Origin of the sequence: Streptomyces griseorubiginosus (assembly GCF_001514195.1) — a bacterium.
Taxonomy (GTDB): Bacteria; Actinomycetota; Actinomycetes; order Streptomycetales; family Streptomycetaceae; genus Streptomyces; species Streptomyces griseorubiginosus.
The window spans coordinates 964,585-978,723 of record NZ_KQ948735.1 but is presented as its reverse complement, the minus strand read 5'-3'; the positions used below and the strand labels follow the sequence as shown (position 1 = coordinate 978,723).

General features: G+C 70.8%; 14 protein-coding genes. 3 read left to right on the top strand and 11 right to left on the bottom strand.

The features are described 5' to 3' along the window. Nucleotides 1-2: 2 nt before the first annotated feature. The 4 genes from AQJ54_RS10750 to AQJ54_RS10735 are packed head-to-tail and all read right to left on the bottom strand — an operon-like array spanning nucleotide 3 to nucleotide 3,756. Complete coding sequence (locus AQJ54_RS10750) at nucleotides 3-1,031, bottom strand: 6-phosphofructokinase (RefSeq protein ID WP_062024791.1); 1,029 nt, start codon at nucleotides 1,029-1,031, stop codon at nucleotides 3-5. Between the two features lie 53 nt (nucleotides 1,032-1,084). Next, nucleotides 1,085-1,759 (bottom strand): response regulator, encoded by a 675-nt coding sequence (locus tag AQJ54_RS10745; protein ID WP_062024793.1) that lies wholly within the window; start codon nucleotides 1,757-1,759, stop codon nucleotides 1,085-1,087. Continuing rightward, a complete protein-coding gene (gene macS, locus AQJ54_RS10740) occupies nucleotides 1,756-2,973 on the bottom strand; it encodes a MacS family sensor histidine kinase (protein ID WP_062237109.1) in 1,218 nt (405 codons plus the stop codon). The genes AQJ54_RS10745 and macS overlap by 4 nt, the downstream gene beginning before the upstream one ends. A gap of 39 nt (nucleotides 2,974-3,012) precedes the next feature. Then, complete coding sequence (locus AQJ54_RS10735) at nucleotides 3,013-3,756, bottom strand: lysophospholipid acyltransferase family protein (RefSeq protein WP_062236321.1); 744 nt, start codon at nucleotides 3,754-3,756, stop codon at nucleotides 3,013-3,015. Nucleotides 3,757-3,900: 144 nt separating this feature from the next. Between AQJ54_RS10735 and AQJ54_RS10730 the strand changes: the two genes are divergently transcribed. Beyond that, nucleotides 3,901-4,680, top strand: coding sequence for an alpha/beta hydrolase (locus AQJ54_RS10730; protein ID WP_062024799.1), 780 nt, complete (start codon nucleotides 3,901-3,903; stop codon nucleotides 4,678-4,680). Further along, the gene (locus AQJ54_RS10725; RefSeq protein ID WP_062236317.1) at nucleotides 4,673-5,275 is read left to right on the top strand and encodes a hypothetical protein; all 603 of its coding nucleotides are present in this window, start codon (nucleotides 4,673-4,675) and stop codon (nucleotides 5,273-5,275) included. The genes AQJ54_RS10730 and AQJ54_RS10725 overlap by 8 nt, the downstream gene beginning before the upstream one ends. A gap of 30 nt (nucleotides 5,276-5,305) precedes the next feature. On the opposite strand, the gene AQJ54_RS10720 is transcribed toward AQJ54_RS10725, so the two are convergent. The 6 genes from AQJ54_RS10720 to AQJ54_RS10695 form a co-directional block, all read right to left on the bottom strand. Continuing rightward, nucleotides 5,306-6,013 carry an endonuclease/exonuclease/phosphatase family protein gene (locus AQJ54_RS10720; protein ID WP_062236314.1) on the bottom strand — a complete coding sequence of 236 codons (708 nt, stop codon included), beginning with the start codon at nucleotides 6,011-6,013 and terminating at the stop codon, nucleotides 5,306-5,308. Nucleotides 6,014-6,123: 110 nt separating this feature from the next. Next, complete coding sequence (locus AQJ54_RS10715; RefSeq protein WP_020137409.1) at nucleotides 6,124-7,077, bottom strand: ROK family glucokinase; 954 nt, start codon at nucleotides 7,075-7,077, stop codon at nucleotides 6,124-6,126. 67 nt (nucleotides 7,078-7,144) lie between these two features. After that, entirely contained in the window at nucleotides 7,145-7,642 is a 498-nt protein-coding gene (locus AQJ54_RS10710; protein WP_030319072.1) for a DUF5304 domain-containing protein, read from the bottom strand. A 57-nt stretch (nucleotides 7,643-7,699) separates the two neighbouring features. Beyond that, complete coding sequence (locus AQJ54_RS10705; protein ID WP_062236311.1) at nucleotides 7,700-8,857, bottom strand: ArsA family ATPase; 1,158 nt, start codon at nucleotides 8,855-8,857, stop codon at nucleotides 7,700-7,702. A gap of 191 nt (nucleotides 8,858-9,048) precedes the next feature. Further along, a complete protein-coding gene (locus tag AQJ54_RS10700) occupies nucleotides 9,049-9,489 on the bottom strand; it encodes an SRPBCC family protein (RefSeq protein ID WP_053849311.1) in 441 nt (146 codons plus the stop codon). Between the two features lie 83 nt (nucleotides 9,490-9,572). Continuing rightward, nucleotides 9,573-10,370: a metallophosphoesterase family protein gene (locus AQJ54_RS10695; protein WP_079069807.1), complete on the bottom strand. Its 798-nt coding sequence runs from the start codon at nucleotides 10,368-10,370 to the stop codon at nucleotides 9,573-9,575. A 293-nt stretch (nucleotides 10,371-10,663) separates the two neighbouring features. Here AQJ54_RS10695 and AQJ54_RS10690 point away from each other — a divergent pair, with 293 nt between their 5' ends. Then, nucleotides 10,664-12,460, top strand: a complete 1,797-nt coding sequence (locus AQJ54_RS10690; protein ID WP_062236307.1) for an AMP-dependent synthetase/ligase — start codon at nucleotides 10,664-10,666, stop codon at nucleotides 12,458-12,460. Nucleotides 12,461-12,475: 15 nt separating this feature from the next. Here the strand turns inward: AQJ54_RS10690 and AQJ54_RS10685 are convergent, their stop codons facing one another. Further along, on the bottom strand, nucleotides 12,476-14,107 hold the full coding sequence (locus AQJ54_RS10685; RefSeq protein WP_455711788.1) for a GMC oxidoreductase: 1,632 nt from the start codon (nucleotides 14,105-14,107) through the stop codon (nucleotides 12,476-12,478). Nucleotides 14,108-14,139 lie beyond the last annotated feature (32 nt).

Sequence of the window (14,139 nt, the reverse complement as noted above, 5' to 3'; positions counted from 1 at the left end):
CGTCAGCCGAAGAAGACGCCCACCTCCTCGTACAGCTTCGGGTCGACCGTCTTCAGCTGTGCCGTGGCCTCGCCGATGGGGACGCGGACGATGTCCGTGCCGCGCAGGGCGACCATCTTGCCGAAGTCGCCGTCGTGGACGGCCTCGATGGCGTGCAGGCCGAAGCGGGTGGCGAGCCAGCGGTCGAAGGCGCTCGGGGTGCCCCCGCGCTGGATGTGCCCGAGCACGGTGGTGCGGGCCTCCTTGCCGGTGCGCTTCTCGATCTGCTTGGCCAGCCACTCGCCGACCCCGGACAGGCGCACATGGCCGAAGGAGTCGAGCGACTGGTCCTTGAGGACCATGTCGCCGTCCTTCGGCATGGCGCCCTCGGCGACGACCACGATCGGGGCGTACGACGCCCTGAAGCGGGAGGTGATCCAGGCGCACACCTGCTCGACGTCGAAGCGCTGCTCGGGGATGAGGATGACGTTGGCGCCGCCCGCGAGCCCGGAGTGCAGGGCGATCCAGCCCGCGTGACGGCCCATCACCTCGCAGACCAGGACCCGCATGTGGGACTCGGCGGTGGTGTGCAGCCGGTCGATGGCCTCGGTGGCGATGCCGACCGCGGTGTCGAAGCCGAAGGTGTAGTCGGTGGCGGAGAGGTCGTTGTCGATGGTCTTCGGTACGCCCACGCAGGGCACGCCATGCCGGTCGGAGAGCTCGGCCGCCACGCCCAGGGTGTCCTCGCCGCCGATCACGATGAGCGCCTCGACGTCCCGCGCGGCCAGGTTCTCCTGGATCCGGCGGATGCCGTCCTCCTGCTTGAGCGGGTTGGTGCGGGACGAGCCGAGGATGGTGCCGCCGCGGGGCAGGATGCCGCGCACGGCCGGGATGTCGAGACGCACGACGGCGTCCTCCAGTGGACCCCGCCAGCCGTCCCGGAAGCCGGTGAAGTCGTAGCCGTACTCCTGAACGCCCTTACGGACGACGGCCCGGATGACGGCGTTGAGACCGGGGCAGTCGCCGCCTCCGGTCAGTACTCCGACGCGCATGGACGGTTCCCTTCGCCGTAGGTGTCCGACGAAGGGTCAGTGTGACGCGCGTCTCACTCGTCGTCGAGGCCCCGTTCGATGGCGTACCGGACGAGCTCGACCCTGTTGTGGAGTTGCAGCTTGCCGAGCGTGTTCTGGACGTGGTTCTGGACCGTGCGGTGCGAGATCACCAGGCGTTCGGCGATCTGCTTGTAGCTCAGGCCCTTGGCGACCAGGCGCAGCACCTCGGTCTCGCGCTCGGTGAGCTGCGGGGCCTTGGGCTGGTCGGGGTCCCCGGAAGGCGCCGGGTCGGTGGCCAGGCGCCGGTACTCGCCGAGGACCAGGCCGGCGAGGCCGGGGGTGAAGACGGGGTCGCCGACGGCGGTACGGCGGACCGCGTCGAGGAGTTCCTCGGTCGAGGCCGACTTCAGCAGATAGCCGGTCGCGCCGGACTTCACGGCCTCCAGGACGTCGGCGTGCTCACCGCTCGCGGACAGCACGAGGACGCGCAGGGCCGGGTTGTGGCCGACGAGTTCCTTGCAGACCTGGACGCCGGGCTTGACCGGCAGGTTCAGGTCGAGGACCAGGACGTGGGGGTCCGCCGCCTTGGCCCGGCGTACGGCCTGGTCGCCGTCGCCCGCGGTGGCGACCACGTCGAAACCGGACTCGGCCAGGTCCCGGGCGACCGCGTCGCGCCACATGGGGTGGTCGTCGACCACCATCACCTTGATCGGGTCCTTCTCGCTCATCGCTGTCCTGCCTTCCCCCGTGAGACCTTCGGTACCTTCAGCTCGACCTCCGTGCCCTGCCCCGGAGGAGAGATCAGCTCGGCGCTGCCGCCGAGATCGCGCAACCGGCCCCGGATCGACAGGGCCACCCCGAGCCGCCCCTCGCCCTCGGCCTGGGCGAGCCGGCCCTCGGGGATGCCGGGGCCGTCGTCGCGCACGGTCACGATCACCTCGTCGGGCTCGTCCTCGACGAGGATCCACGCGCGCGCGTGCTCGCCGGCGTGCCGGTGCACGTTGTCCAGGGCGGCCCCGACGGCCGCGGCCAGCTCGCGGGCGGCGGGCGGGGGCAGCGGGACGGGGGCGCCGGGCTCGACGAGGGAGACCTTCGCCGAGGCGTAGGGGGCGAGCAGCGCGCGCAGGTCGAGCGGGCCGTCGTCGGCCGCCTCGTCCTCCACCACGTGCACGACCGCGCCCTGGGAGGCGTCCGAGGACACCCGCGACACGGTCGCCAGGCCGCCGGAGACCAGCGTGCGCAGCGCCACCTCCTGCTCGCCGGCCATCCGGCCCAGTTCGGCGGCCTCGCCGCCCAGGACCGCGCCCCGGCGCTGCACCATGGCCAGCACCTGGAGCACGCTGTCGTGGATGTCGCGGGCCAGGCGCTCGCGCTCGCGGGTCGCCGCCTCGATCTCCAGGGCGCGGGCGAGGGTGCGCTCGGAGGCGCGGGCGACCTCGACGACGTAGCCGATGGCGATGGAGGCGACCCAGACGAGGATCACGTTGTGGACGGTGTCACGGGCGGGCTGGCCGCGCTCGATCAGGTTGGCGGCGGCGACCGGGGTGGAGGCGAGGGCGGCCCAGCGCCAGCCGCCCTTGATGGCGAAGGCCAGGACGGAACCGGCGGTCCATATCGACGGCAGGGTGGGCCCGCCGCTGTCGATGTGGTGCTGGTCGACGACCAGCGGGGTCAGGACGATGCCGGAGAGCGCGATCGCCAGGTCGACGGCGAGGAAGCGCTTGGTGCACGCGGCCGCGTTCTGGACGCGGGGCAGGGTGGCGAGCGTCCAGACGCACAGGACGACGTAGTAGGCGATGGCGACGCCGGGCAGGTCGAAGCTGTCGTACTCGCTGGCGAAGAGCCCGACCGCGTACAGCATGGTGAGCACGCGGTACCCGGTCAGGGCACGCCACAGCGGCTGCTCGACGGACATGCGCATGACGCGTACCTGTTTGGCCATCTCCCCCACCCCCGGCCCGGACTGCCGTGTCCCAGGATCCTAGGACGCGGACGTGCCGGGCTTGTCCTTCTCGGCCCTGGCCGCCTTCTCGGCCTTGGCCGCCTCCGAGATCCGCCGCTTGGCCGCCGTCGCGTAGATGTCGACGTACTCCTGGCCGGAGAGCTTCATGATCTCGTACATGACCTCGTCGGTCACCGCCCGCAGCACGAAGCGGTCGTGCTCCATGCCCTGGTAGCGGCTGAAGTCCAGCGGCTCGCCGATCCGGATGCCCGGGCGCATCAGCTTGGGCATCACCTTGCCGGGCGGCTGGATCTTCTCGGTGTCGATCATCGCGACGGGGATGACCGGGGCGCCGCTGGCGAGCGCCACGCGCGCGAGGCCGCCGGGCTTGCCGCGGTACAGGCGTCCGTCGGGCGAGCGGGTGCCCTCGGGGTAGATGCCGAACAGCTCGCCGCGCTCCAGGACGTCGAGGCCGCTCTTGATCGCCGCCTCGCCCGCGCCGCGCGCTCCGGAGCGGTCCACCGGAAGCTGGCCGACGCCCTTGAAGAAGGCGGCCGTCAGACGGCCCTTCACGCCGGGCGTGGTGAAGTACTCCGCCTTGGCGATGAAGGTGACCTTGCGGTCGAGGACCGCCGGCAGGAAGAAGGAGTCGGAGAAGGAGAGGTGGTTGCTCGCCAGAATGGCGGCACCCTCGGCGGGAATGTTCTCCAGGCCTTCCACCCAGGGCCTGAAGGCGACCTTCAGCGGCCCGCCGATGGCGACCTTCATCGTGCCGTACAACAACCGAGTGCCTCCTGTGTCCGTCGCTCAGACCTTAACCCGGAGCGCTGTCAAAGAGTCCGACGGCCCTGGTCGGTGTCAGTGCGGTCGCGTACGGTGAACCACACCCGGACTTGCTCACACTTCTTTCATGAACAGGAGACCTAGGTGCCGGTCCTCCCCGGAGCCGAGCCGTTCCGCCATGAGGGCGGGGAGGCCGGTGTCCTTCTCTGCCACGGCTTCACCGGTTCCCCCCAGTCGCTGCGTCCCTGGGCCCAGTACCTCGCCGACCGTGGACTGACGGTCTCCCTGCCCCTGCTGCCCGGACACGGCACCCGCTGGCAGGACATGGCCCTCACCGGCTGGCAGGACTGGTACGCCGAGGTGGACCGCGAGCTGCGTGCCCTGAGCGAGCGCTGCTCCTCCGTCTTCGTGGCCGGGCTCTCCATGGGCGGCACCCTGGCCCTCAGGCTCGCCGCCCGGCACGGGGACGCGGTCAGCGGAGTCGTGGTCGTCAACCCGGCGAACCGGATGCACGGCCTCGCGCCGTACGCCCTTCCGGTGGCCCGGCACTTCGTGCGCACCGCGCCCGGGATCGCCAGTGACATCGCCAAGGAGGGCAGCGTCGAGCTGGGGTACGACCGGGTGCCGCTGCACGCGGCGCACTCCCTGCGGACCTTCTTCAAGCAGGTGGACGGCGAGCTGCCGCAGGTCACCCAGCCGCTGCTGGTGCTGCGCAGCGCCCGGGACCACGTGGTGCCGGCGGCCGACACCGCGCGCGTGCTGAGCCGGGTGTCCTCTACGGACGTAACAGAGATCGTGCTGGAACAGAGCTACCACGTGGCGACGTTGGACCATGACGCGGAGCGGATTTTCGACGAGAGCCTCGCGTTCATCGGCCGGCACACCACCGGCATCGGCAGTGAAGGGACGGCCGCCCGTGGCTGAGCACGACTCCGACCGTGAGGACCGCGAGGGCCACGAGGGCCACGAGCCGGAGGAGCAGGGCGTCCCGTTCGACGAGGAGGCCGCGTGGGCGGCGATCGTCGCCGGGTACGGCGAGGAGCCGAAGGATCCGCCGGGCACCAAGCCGTTCAAGTCGGTCGAGGACCTCGCGCTCCTGGAGACCGAGACCAACGACGAGCCGACGACCGCGGAGAAGGCGGAACCCGGGGCCCGTAAGGACGAGAAGCCCGTGAAGCCGCTGGGCGGCTCCGTCTCCTTCGCGCCCGGTGTGGGACCACGCGACTACAGCGCTCCGGAGCCCTCCGAGGACGACTTCGAGGAGGACGACGAGGGCCACTTCGTCCCGCCGGAGCCGCCGCCGCTGCCCGCCGCCGACACCACCGCCAAGTTCGCGTGGCTGGGGGTGCTGGGCGGGCCGCTCCTGCTGCTGGTCGCGGTGCTGCTCGGCTGGGAGATGACCTGGTGGCTGGCCACGGTCGGGATCGGCGGCTTCCTGGGCGGCTTCGTCACGCTGGTGACGCGGATGCGGACGGACGACGAGGACGACGGCGACCCCGGGCGGGGAGCGGTCGTCTAGCTCGCGGGAGTGTCTGGCTCGCGGGAATGTCTAGCTCGCGGGCACGTTGAGGGTGGCCAGGACCGGGAGGTGGTCGGTGGCCGCCCTCAGGTCTGTCGCGGTGATCCCGGAAAGGTCCGTGGGCACTCCGCAGCCGAGCACCTCGATGCCCTTGGTGGCGAAGACGGCGTCGATGCGCTGCGGGGGCTGCGAGTGGGTCCAGGTGTGTTCGCCGCCGGTGGGGCTGGTCGCCCAGCAGTCCTGGAGGTTGGCCGCGAGACGGCTGAAGGCGGGTCCCGAGGGGCGGTCGTTGAGGTCGCCGCCGGCGATCGCGTGGTCCACGCCCATGCCGGCGAGGCGGTCGAGGAGCGCGCCCGCCTGCTCGTAGCGCTCGTCCTTCTGGAGCGAGAGGTGACAGCTCAGCACGCCGAGGCGGGCGCCGCCGATCCGTACGACGGCGGTGGCGAAGCCTCTTCTGTGCAGCCCTGGGGTGAGCGGGAGCAGGACGTCCTCCGTGCGTTCGACCGTGACCCGCAGGTTGCAGAGGATGGCGGGTCCCGCGGCGGTGCCGCCGCCGGTGAGGATGACCAGCCCTGAGGCCGACGCGAGCCGCGCGAGCTTCTTGCGCCAGCGGAAGAAGAGGGGGGCCTCCTGGATCAGGACGAGGTCGGGTTCACAGGCGCTGATGACACGGGCCAGGGCGTCCGTGTCGTCGCGCATCGAGCGGATGTTGTAGCTCAGGACTTTGACCGGAACCATGTGGATCAATTTACGCCCACGAGAGAGGGGCGGGGGGATCGTGCGCGACTGCCGGTCGTCCGTGGCTGGTCGCGCAGTTCCCCGCGCCCCTAAAAGAAGCACAGTCACCGTTACATGATCGGGTCCGGCTCTCTCGCCAGGTCCGCTGCTCCGACCAGGCCCGCCTCGTTGCCCAGTTGGGCGGCGATGACGTCGGCGACCGGGCGCCAGTTGCCGCCGACCAGCCAGCGCTTGTAGGACTTGCGGATCGGGTCCAGGACCAGTTCGCCCTCGTCGGACAGGCCGCCGCCGACGATGAAGGCGGAGGGGTCGAAGAGGGAGGCGAGGTCGGCGAGGCCCGCGCCGGCCCAGCGGGCGAGCTCCCGGTAGGAGTCGACGGCGACCGGGTCTCCCTGGCGGGCGGCCATGGAGATGTGCTTGCCCTCGATGCCGTCGGGGCTGCCGTCGCCGAGCCCGAGGAGGATCTCGGCGTTCTCCGGGGTGGCGTTGGCGCGCTGCTTGGCGTACCTCACCAGCGCCCGCCCCGACGCGTACTGCTCCCAGCAGCCCTGCGAGCCGCAGCCGCACATCAGGCCGTCCGGGACCATGCGGATGTGGCCGAACTCGGCGGCCACGCCGAAGTGCCCGCGGCGCAGCTTGTTGCCGATGATGATGCCGCCGCCGAGGCCGGTGCCGAGGGTGATGCAGATGACGTTGCGGTGGCCCTTGCCCGCGCCGAACTTGTACTCGCCCCACGCGGCCGCGTTGGCGTCGTTCTCCACGACGACCGGAAGGCCGACCCGGGCCTCGACCTTCTGCTTCAACGGCTCGTTGCGCCAGTGGATGTTGGGGGCGAAGTAGACCTCCGAGCGCTGGCGGTTGACGTATCCGGCCGCGCCGATGCCCACGCCCACGATGTCGTGCCCGGCACGCGCGCCCTCCACCGCCGAGGCGATCGCGTCCACGATGCCCTCGGCCGTGCCCGGGGTCGGCACCTTGTACGTCGAGAGGATGTTGCCTTCCTCATCGACCACGCCGGCCGCGATCTTCGTGCCGCCGATGTCGACGCCGATGGTGAGTCCCATGAATCCCTCAGTTTCGGTCGAGCCCCGCTACGGTCAACCGTACCCGAGGCCCTGCCGTCACAGGGTTTCAGTCCAAGTCGATGCGCTCACCCGGGCCGGTGCCCTCGCCCCGGTCACGGCCGTCGCCGTCGGGGTCGCGCGGTCCGGTGCCGCGGGCCGTCCAGCGCTGTTCCTGCGCCTGGACCGCCGAGCGGTACGCGGCGAGGAGTTCCCCGCCCGCGGCCGCGAGGTGGTCGAAGACGTCCGGGTTGCGCTCGATGACCGGCTCGACGGCGGCCTTGGCCTGCTGGACGACCTGCCGGACCACCTGCTGGGCGGCGGGTCCGGCGATGCCGCCGAGCAGCGGGGACTGGATGCCGGACAGCTTCTCCGCGACGTTGTCGACGAGCTTGCGCAGTTCCTCGGCCGCCGAGCCCGGGGGCGGGCCGTACTGGGTTCGGCGGCGGGCCTTCTCCGCCGCGAGGTCCTCAGCGGCCGCCGTCGCCCACGCGTCGGCGTCGGTCGCCCGTACCTCGTCGTTCGCCTCGTGTTCCCCGGCGTCGGACGGGGGGAGCTGTTCGCTCATGACGGACTCCTGACTACGGTTCGTCCCTCCGACGTTACCCGAACGGCCGTACGCGGTTCACGGGGTGCGGGGCCACAGGTCCGGGTCCGGCGCGAACCGGATCCGCAGCTCGCCGTCGCGCAGGGCGGCGCCGGCCACGGTGCAGCGCCGCAGGACGGAGGGCAGCGGGACGATCCGGCGGAACTGCCCGGCGGTGACGACGAGTTCGTCGCCGCGCCGGATCAGGTCCAGTTCCTCGCGGACGGCGCAGGGCAGCGGGATGTGCCACACGAGGACGCCGTCCTCGGCGAGGTGGTCGGCGACGGGCCACTCGACGGTGGAGGTCGTGGCGTTGACGCCGGGCACCTGGAGGGCGTCGAGGTCGTCGGTGCCGCGCGGGTCGTGGCCGAGGTGCGGGAGGGCACGGACGTCGTACGTCTCCTGCCACTCCTCCAGAACCTTGCGCTGCTGGGCGACCAGGCCGGGGGGCCAGTCCTCCGGTACGACCCGGTTGGCGACCAGGGTGTCGGGGCGCAGGCCGCGCAGCGCGAGGGCGAGGGTCGCGGACCGTACGGCGTCGCTGCCCGCGGGGCCGGGCTCGGCGACCAGGCGTACGACGCGGTGCCGGTCGGCGAGGACGGCCTCGACCGCGCCGAGTTCGGTGTCCCAGCGGGCGGCGGTCTCGTACAGCCACTCCGAGGGCATGGGGACCCCGGCGAGGCGTCCGAGCACGGGCCGCAGACCGGCGGCGGCCTGGCGCTCGGCCGGCAGGAGGCGGCGCAGGTAGCGGCGCAGTTCCTCGGGGAGGGAGAGCAGGGCGAGGGCCTGCGGGGTGGGCGGCAGATCGACGACGAGCAGCTCGTGCCGCTCGGAGAGCGCCGCGTCGCGCAGGGCGCGCAGGAGGGTGAGTTCCTCGGCGCCGGGCAGCGGGGTGACCTCCTCGGGGTCGAGCCGGGAGGCGCCGAGCAGGTTGAGCACGTTGGAGGCGCGGTCCTGGAAGCCGGCGAGGTCGTCGCGGAAACCGGCGGTCGCGTCGGGGCGCCAGGCGGTGAGGGTGGGGGTGACCTGGGTGGGGGTGGGGCCGGTTGTCGCGCCGAGGACCGTGCCCAGGGTGTCGGTCCGGTCGGCGCTCAGCACAAGGGTGCGGGTTCCCTCGCGGGCGGCGGCGAGCGCGGTGGCGGCGGCGACGGTCGTACGGCCACTGCCGCCGGGGCCGGTGATCAGGATGGTGCGCATAGGGGTGAACCGTAACGGACGCCGGGGTTGTGCCTCGCTGTGCCGTCTTGCGGCTGCGGGTCCGTCGTGGCCGGTCGCGCAGTTCCCCGCGCCCCCAAAGAAGGTGGGACTGCACCCACATGCTTCAGGGGCGCGGGGAACTGCGCGATCAGCCCCCACCGGCCCGCAGACGACAGCGAACCGGCGAACTCCTACTGCCCCGACTCCACCCTCTTCTTCAGCCCCGCCAGCGCCCGGTCGATGATGACCTTCTCCGCCTTGCGCTTGATCATGCCCAGCATCGGGATCTTGACGTCGACCGTCAGCAGGTAGGTGACCTCGGTCGAACCCGCCCCCGCCGGCTTCAGGACGTACGAGCCGTCCAGCTGCCGCAGCATCTGGGACTTCACCAGCGTCCAGGAGACCTCGTTCTCGCCGGTCCACGTGTAGCCGAGCACCTGGTCGTCCTTGATCGCGCCCGCGTCCATGACCAGCCGGACCTGCTCGGCGCGGCCGGACGCGTCCGTCGAGAGCACCTCCGCCTGCTTCACCTCGCCGGTCCAGTCCGGGTAGCGGGCGAAGTCGGCGATCACGGCCATGACGTCGGCCGGCGCAGCTTCGATCGTGATGCTCGAACTGGTGTGTTCCGCCATCGCCGTGGCTCCTCCAGATACGGACCGGTGGGAAAGGGTGGTACGCACGTCTGTGCAGCGTGAAGGCTACCGCGCGCGCGGACTCACCATTCCAGCGCCCACGGCTTCCCGGTCCCCGCGAAGTGCCCCACGTTCACGCACTCGGTCGCCCCGATCCGCATCCGCCGGGTGAGGGGCTGGTGCACATGACCGAAGAGGGAGTACCGGGGGCGGGTCCGGCGGATCGCGTCCAGCAGCGCCCGGCTCCCCCGCTCGAACCGCCGCGCCACCGTGTCGTAGACCAGCTCGGGCACCTCGGGCGGGATGTGGGTGCACAGCACGTCGACCTCGCCGACGGCCTCGATCTTGGCCGCGTACTCCTCGTCGCTGATCTCGTACGGCGTCCGCATGGGGGTGCGCAGGCCGCCGCCGACGAAGCCGAACGTCCAGCCGCCGATCTCCACCCGCTCGCCGTCGAGCACGGTGGTTCCGGGTCCGGCGTACTCCGGCCAGAGGGACGGCATATCGACATTGCCGTACGTGGCGTACGTCGGTGTCGGGAAGGCCGCGAACATCTCGGCGTACTGCTTGCGCACCGCCTTCTCGATCACCGAGGCCCGGTCGGCGTCGATGCCGCCCCACAGCCGGGCGCCGAGCTCCCGCGCCTCCTCGAAGCGGCGGGCGGTGCGCAGTTCCACGAGCCGGCCGGCGTTCTCCGCTCCGAACAGGTCGGGGAAGATGCCGCGCGAGTGGTCGGCGTAGTCGAGGAAAAGCACGAGGTCGCCCAGGCAGATCAGGGCGTCGGCGCCCTCGCCGGCTCTGGCCAGGTCACGGGCGTTGCCGTGCACATCGCTGACCACATGAACGCGCGTCGTCCGGCTTCCGGCCGGTGAGGGTGCCATGACGATCAAGAGTAGGCCTGTGGGGCATACGTGAACAGTGGCGGCCGGGCCTGCGGTTACTGGCCAGTCAGTAAGCAGGTGGACTACTGTGCGGCAAGAACCCCCATCCATGTGACGCAGCGAACATCTCGTCGGGACCCCCTGTCGAAGAAGCCATACCGGCGGGTAACGTCCGGGCAGTCCAGTCGTGCTCAGCCTTCAACTACTGAAATCCTGAGCACCTGCCCGAGCCTTGGACCGACCGTCGCATCACACAACGTCGTGGCGCCGGCGCCCTATGAGGAGCAGCAGTCTTGCGCGAGTTCAGCCTTCCGGCTTTGTACGAGGTCCCTGCGGACGGCAATCTCACCGACATCGTCCGGAGAAACGCCGCGCAGCATCCCGACGTCGCCGTCATCGCCCGCAAGGTGGGCGGCGCGTGGCAGGACGTCACGGCCACCGCCTTCCTGGCCGAGGTGCACGCCGCCGCCAAGGGGCTCATCGCCTCCGGCGTCCAGCCGGGCGACCGGGTCGGCCTGATGTCGCGCACCCGCTACGAGTGGACGCTGCTCGACTTCGCGATCTGGAGCGCGGGCGCGGTCACCGTGCCGGTGTACGAGACCAGCTCGCCGGAGCAGATCCAGTGGATCCTCTCCGACTCCGGCGCGACCGCCTGTGTCGTGGAGCTGGACACGCACTCCGCGGCCGTCGAGTCGGTGCGCGAGCAGCTGCCCGCGCTCAAGCACGTCTGGCAGATCGAGGGCGGCGCGATCGAGGAACTGGGCCGCGCGGGCAAGGACATCAGCGACGCGGCCGTGGACGAGCGCAGCTCGCTGGCGAAGGCCGACGACCCGGCCACCATCGTCTACACCTCCGGCACCACCGGCCGCCCCAAGGGCTGTGTGCTGACCCACCGCAGCTTCTTCGCGGAGTGCGGCAACATCGTGGAGCGGCTGCGCCCGCTGTTCCGTACCGGCGAGTGCTCGGTGCTGCTGTTCCTGCCGCTCGCGCACGTCTTCGGCCGGCTGGTGCAGATCGCGCCGATGATGGCGCCGATCAAGCTGGGCATGGTCCCGGACATCAAGCAGCTCACCGACGAACTGGCGTCCTTCCGGCCGACGCTGATTCTCGGCGTGCCGCGGGTCTTCGAGAAGGTCTACAACTCGGCGCGCGCCAAGGCGCAGGCGGACGGCAAGGGCAAGATCTTCGACAAGGCCGCCGACACCGCGATCGCGTACAGCAGGGCGCTGGACACCCCCGCGGGCCCGTCGCTCGGCCTGAAGATCAAGTACAAGACCTTCGACAAGCTGGTCTACAGCAAGCTGCGGGCCGTGCTGGGCGGTCGTGGCGAGTACGCCATCTCCGGCGGCGCCCCGCTCGGCGAGCGCCTCGGCCACTTCTTCCGCGGTATCGGCTTCACGGTCCTGGAGGGCTACGGCCTGACCGAGTCCTGTGCGGCCACCGCGTTCAACCCGTGGGACCGCACGAAGATCGGTACCGTCGGCCAGCCGCTGCCGGGTTCGGTGATCCGGATCGCGGACGACGGCGAGGTGCTGCTGCACGGCGAGCACCTGTTCAAGGGCTACTGGAACAACGAGGCCGCCACGGCCGAGGCGCTGACCGACGGCTGGTTCCACACCGGTGACATCGGCACCCTCGACGAGGACGGCTACCTCAGGATCACCGGCCGCAAGAAGGAGATCATCGTCACCGCGGGCGGCAAGAACGTCGCCCCGGCCGTGATCGAGGACCGCATCCGGGCGCACGCGCTGGTCGCGGAGTGCATGGTGGTGGGCGACGGGCGGCCGTTCGTGGGCGCGCTGGTCACCATCGACGAGGAGTTCCTGGGCCGTTGGGCCGAGGAGCACGGCAAGCCGGCGGGTTCCACCGCGGCGTCGCTGGCCGGGGACGCGGACCTGAACGCGGCGATCCAGGCCGCGGTCGACGACGGCAACGCCGCGGTGTCGAAGGCGGAATCGGTGCGGAAGTTCCGCATTCTGTCCTCCCAGTTCACGGAGGAGACGGGCCACCTCACGCCGTCGCTGAAGCTCAAGCGCAATGTGGTGGCGAAGGACTTCGCCGGCGAGATCGAGGCCATCTACGCCAAGTAGTCACCGGCACAGGGCTTATGGCGCGGTGTCCTCCACGAGGACCCGCGCCATCGTCCGTTCGGCGAGCGCCGTGATGGTGACGAACGGGTTGACCCCGATGTTGCCGGGGATCAACGAACCGTCGGTGACGTACAGCTTCGAATACCCCTTCACCCGGCCGTAGTTGTCGGTGGCCTTGCCCAGCACGCAGCCGCCCAGCGGGTGGTAGGTGAAGTCGTCGGCGAAGACCCTGCTGGGCGAGCCGAAGAGGTCGTAGCGGTAGATGGTCGAGTTGGCGGAGTTGATCCGGTCGAAGAGCTTCTTGGCCATGCCGGAGGAGACCGCGCTCTGCGCCGCGCTCCAGTCGAGGGCCAACCCCCCGCTGCCGTAGGAGAACTTGGCGCGCTGCGGGTTCTTGGTGATGGCCAGGTACAGGCTCACCCAGTGCTCCAGTCCCGTGGGCAGGGGCGCGATCTCGGCGAAGACGGGGTTGTCGGCGTTGGCCCAGTCGTCGATGCCCATGACCGGCATGGTCGACTGGTTGGCCCCGACGGTGTCCCACAGGTGGTTGGCCCGCCCGAGCATGGTGTTGCCGTTGGGCCCCCAGCCCGCGCCGACGCTCGCGTCCAGCGCCGGGAGCGTCCCCGACTGCCGTGATCTGAGCAGGAGTTCGCTCGTGCCCAGGCTGCCGCCGCCGAGGAACAGATAGGTACAGGAGTACTGCTTGGTCTCGACGACCGCGCCGGTGTAGTCGATGCGGTCGGCGGTCAGCATCCAACTGCCGTCGCTCGCCCGGCTGATGCCGGTGACCTTCTCCAGGGTGTGGATGGTGACGTTGCCGGTGCCGAGCGCGGACGCCAGATACGTCTTGTCGAGGCTCTTCTTGCCGAAGTTGTTGCCGTAGATGACCTCCTGGCCGAGGGCGGACTTGGTGGCGGTGCCGGCGGCCTCGCGCTGCATGTAGCCGAAGTCGTAGACGCTGGGCACGAAGGTGGTCTTCAGGCCGGTGTTCTGGGCGTGCTTGCGGGAGACCCGGCTGAACTTGTACCACTCGGTCGACTCGAACCATGCCGGGTCGATGGTGTTGACGCCGAGCATGGCGCGGGCGCGCGGGAAGTACGTGGCGTACATCTCGGCGGTGTCGACGGTCGGGAACTGCTCGGCGAAGTAGGACTGGAGCGGGGTGACCGCCATCGAGCCGTTGACGAGGGAGCCGCCGCCGACGCCGCGGCCCACGAAGACGGACATGTTGGCGAAGTGGACCCGGTCCAGGACGCCTGGGTAGGGGCTGATGTCCTTGTTGACGACGTCCAGCCACAGGAAGGTGGCCAGCGGCGCCTCGGAGCGGGTGCGGAACCACATGGAGCGCTGGTCGGGGTTGGCGGTGTTGCAGAAGACCTTGCCGTCGGGGCCTGCGGTGTTCCAGAGCCGGCCCATCTCCAGGACGAGGGTGCGGATACCGGCCTGGCCCAGCCGGAGGGCGGCGACGGAGGCGCCGTAGCCGGAGCCCACGACGATGGCGGGTGCGGACTCGACCGCGGCGGGCTCGTCCGCGCGGGCCGACTGGAGCCCGACACGGGTGAAGCCGAGAGTGGCCGCCGTCTGAAGGGCGGCCATACCAAGGATCTGACGTCTAGTCAGCTGACGTTGTATCAGTTTTCCGGTCATGTCCGCAGCATCGGCGGATTACCGGCATCCGG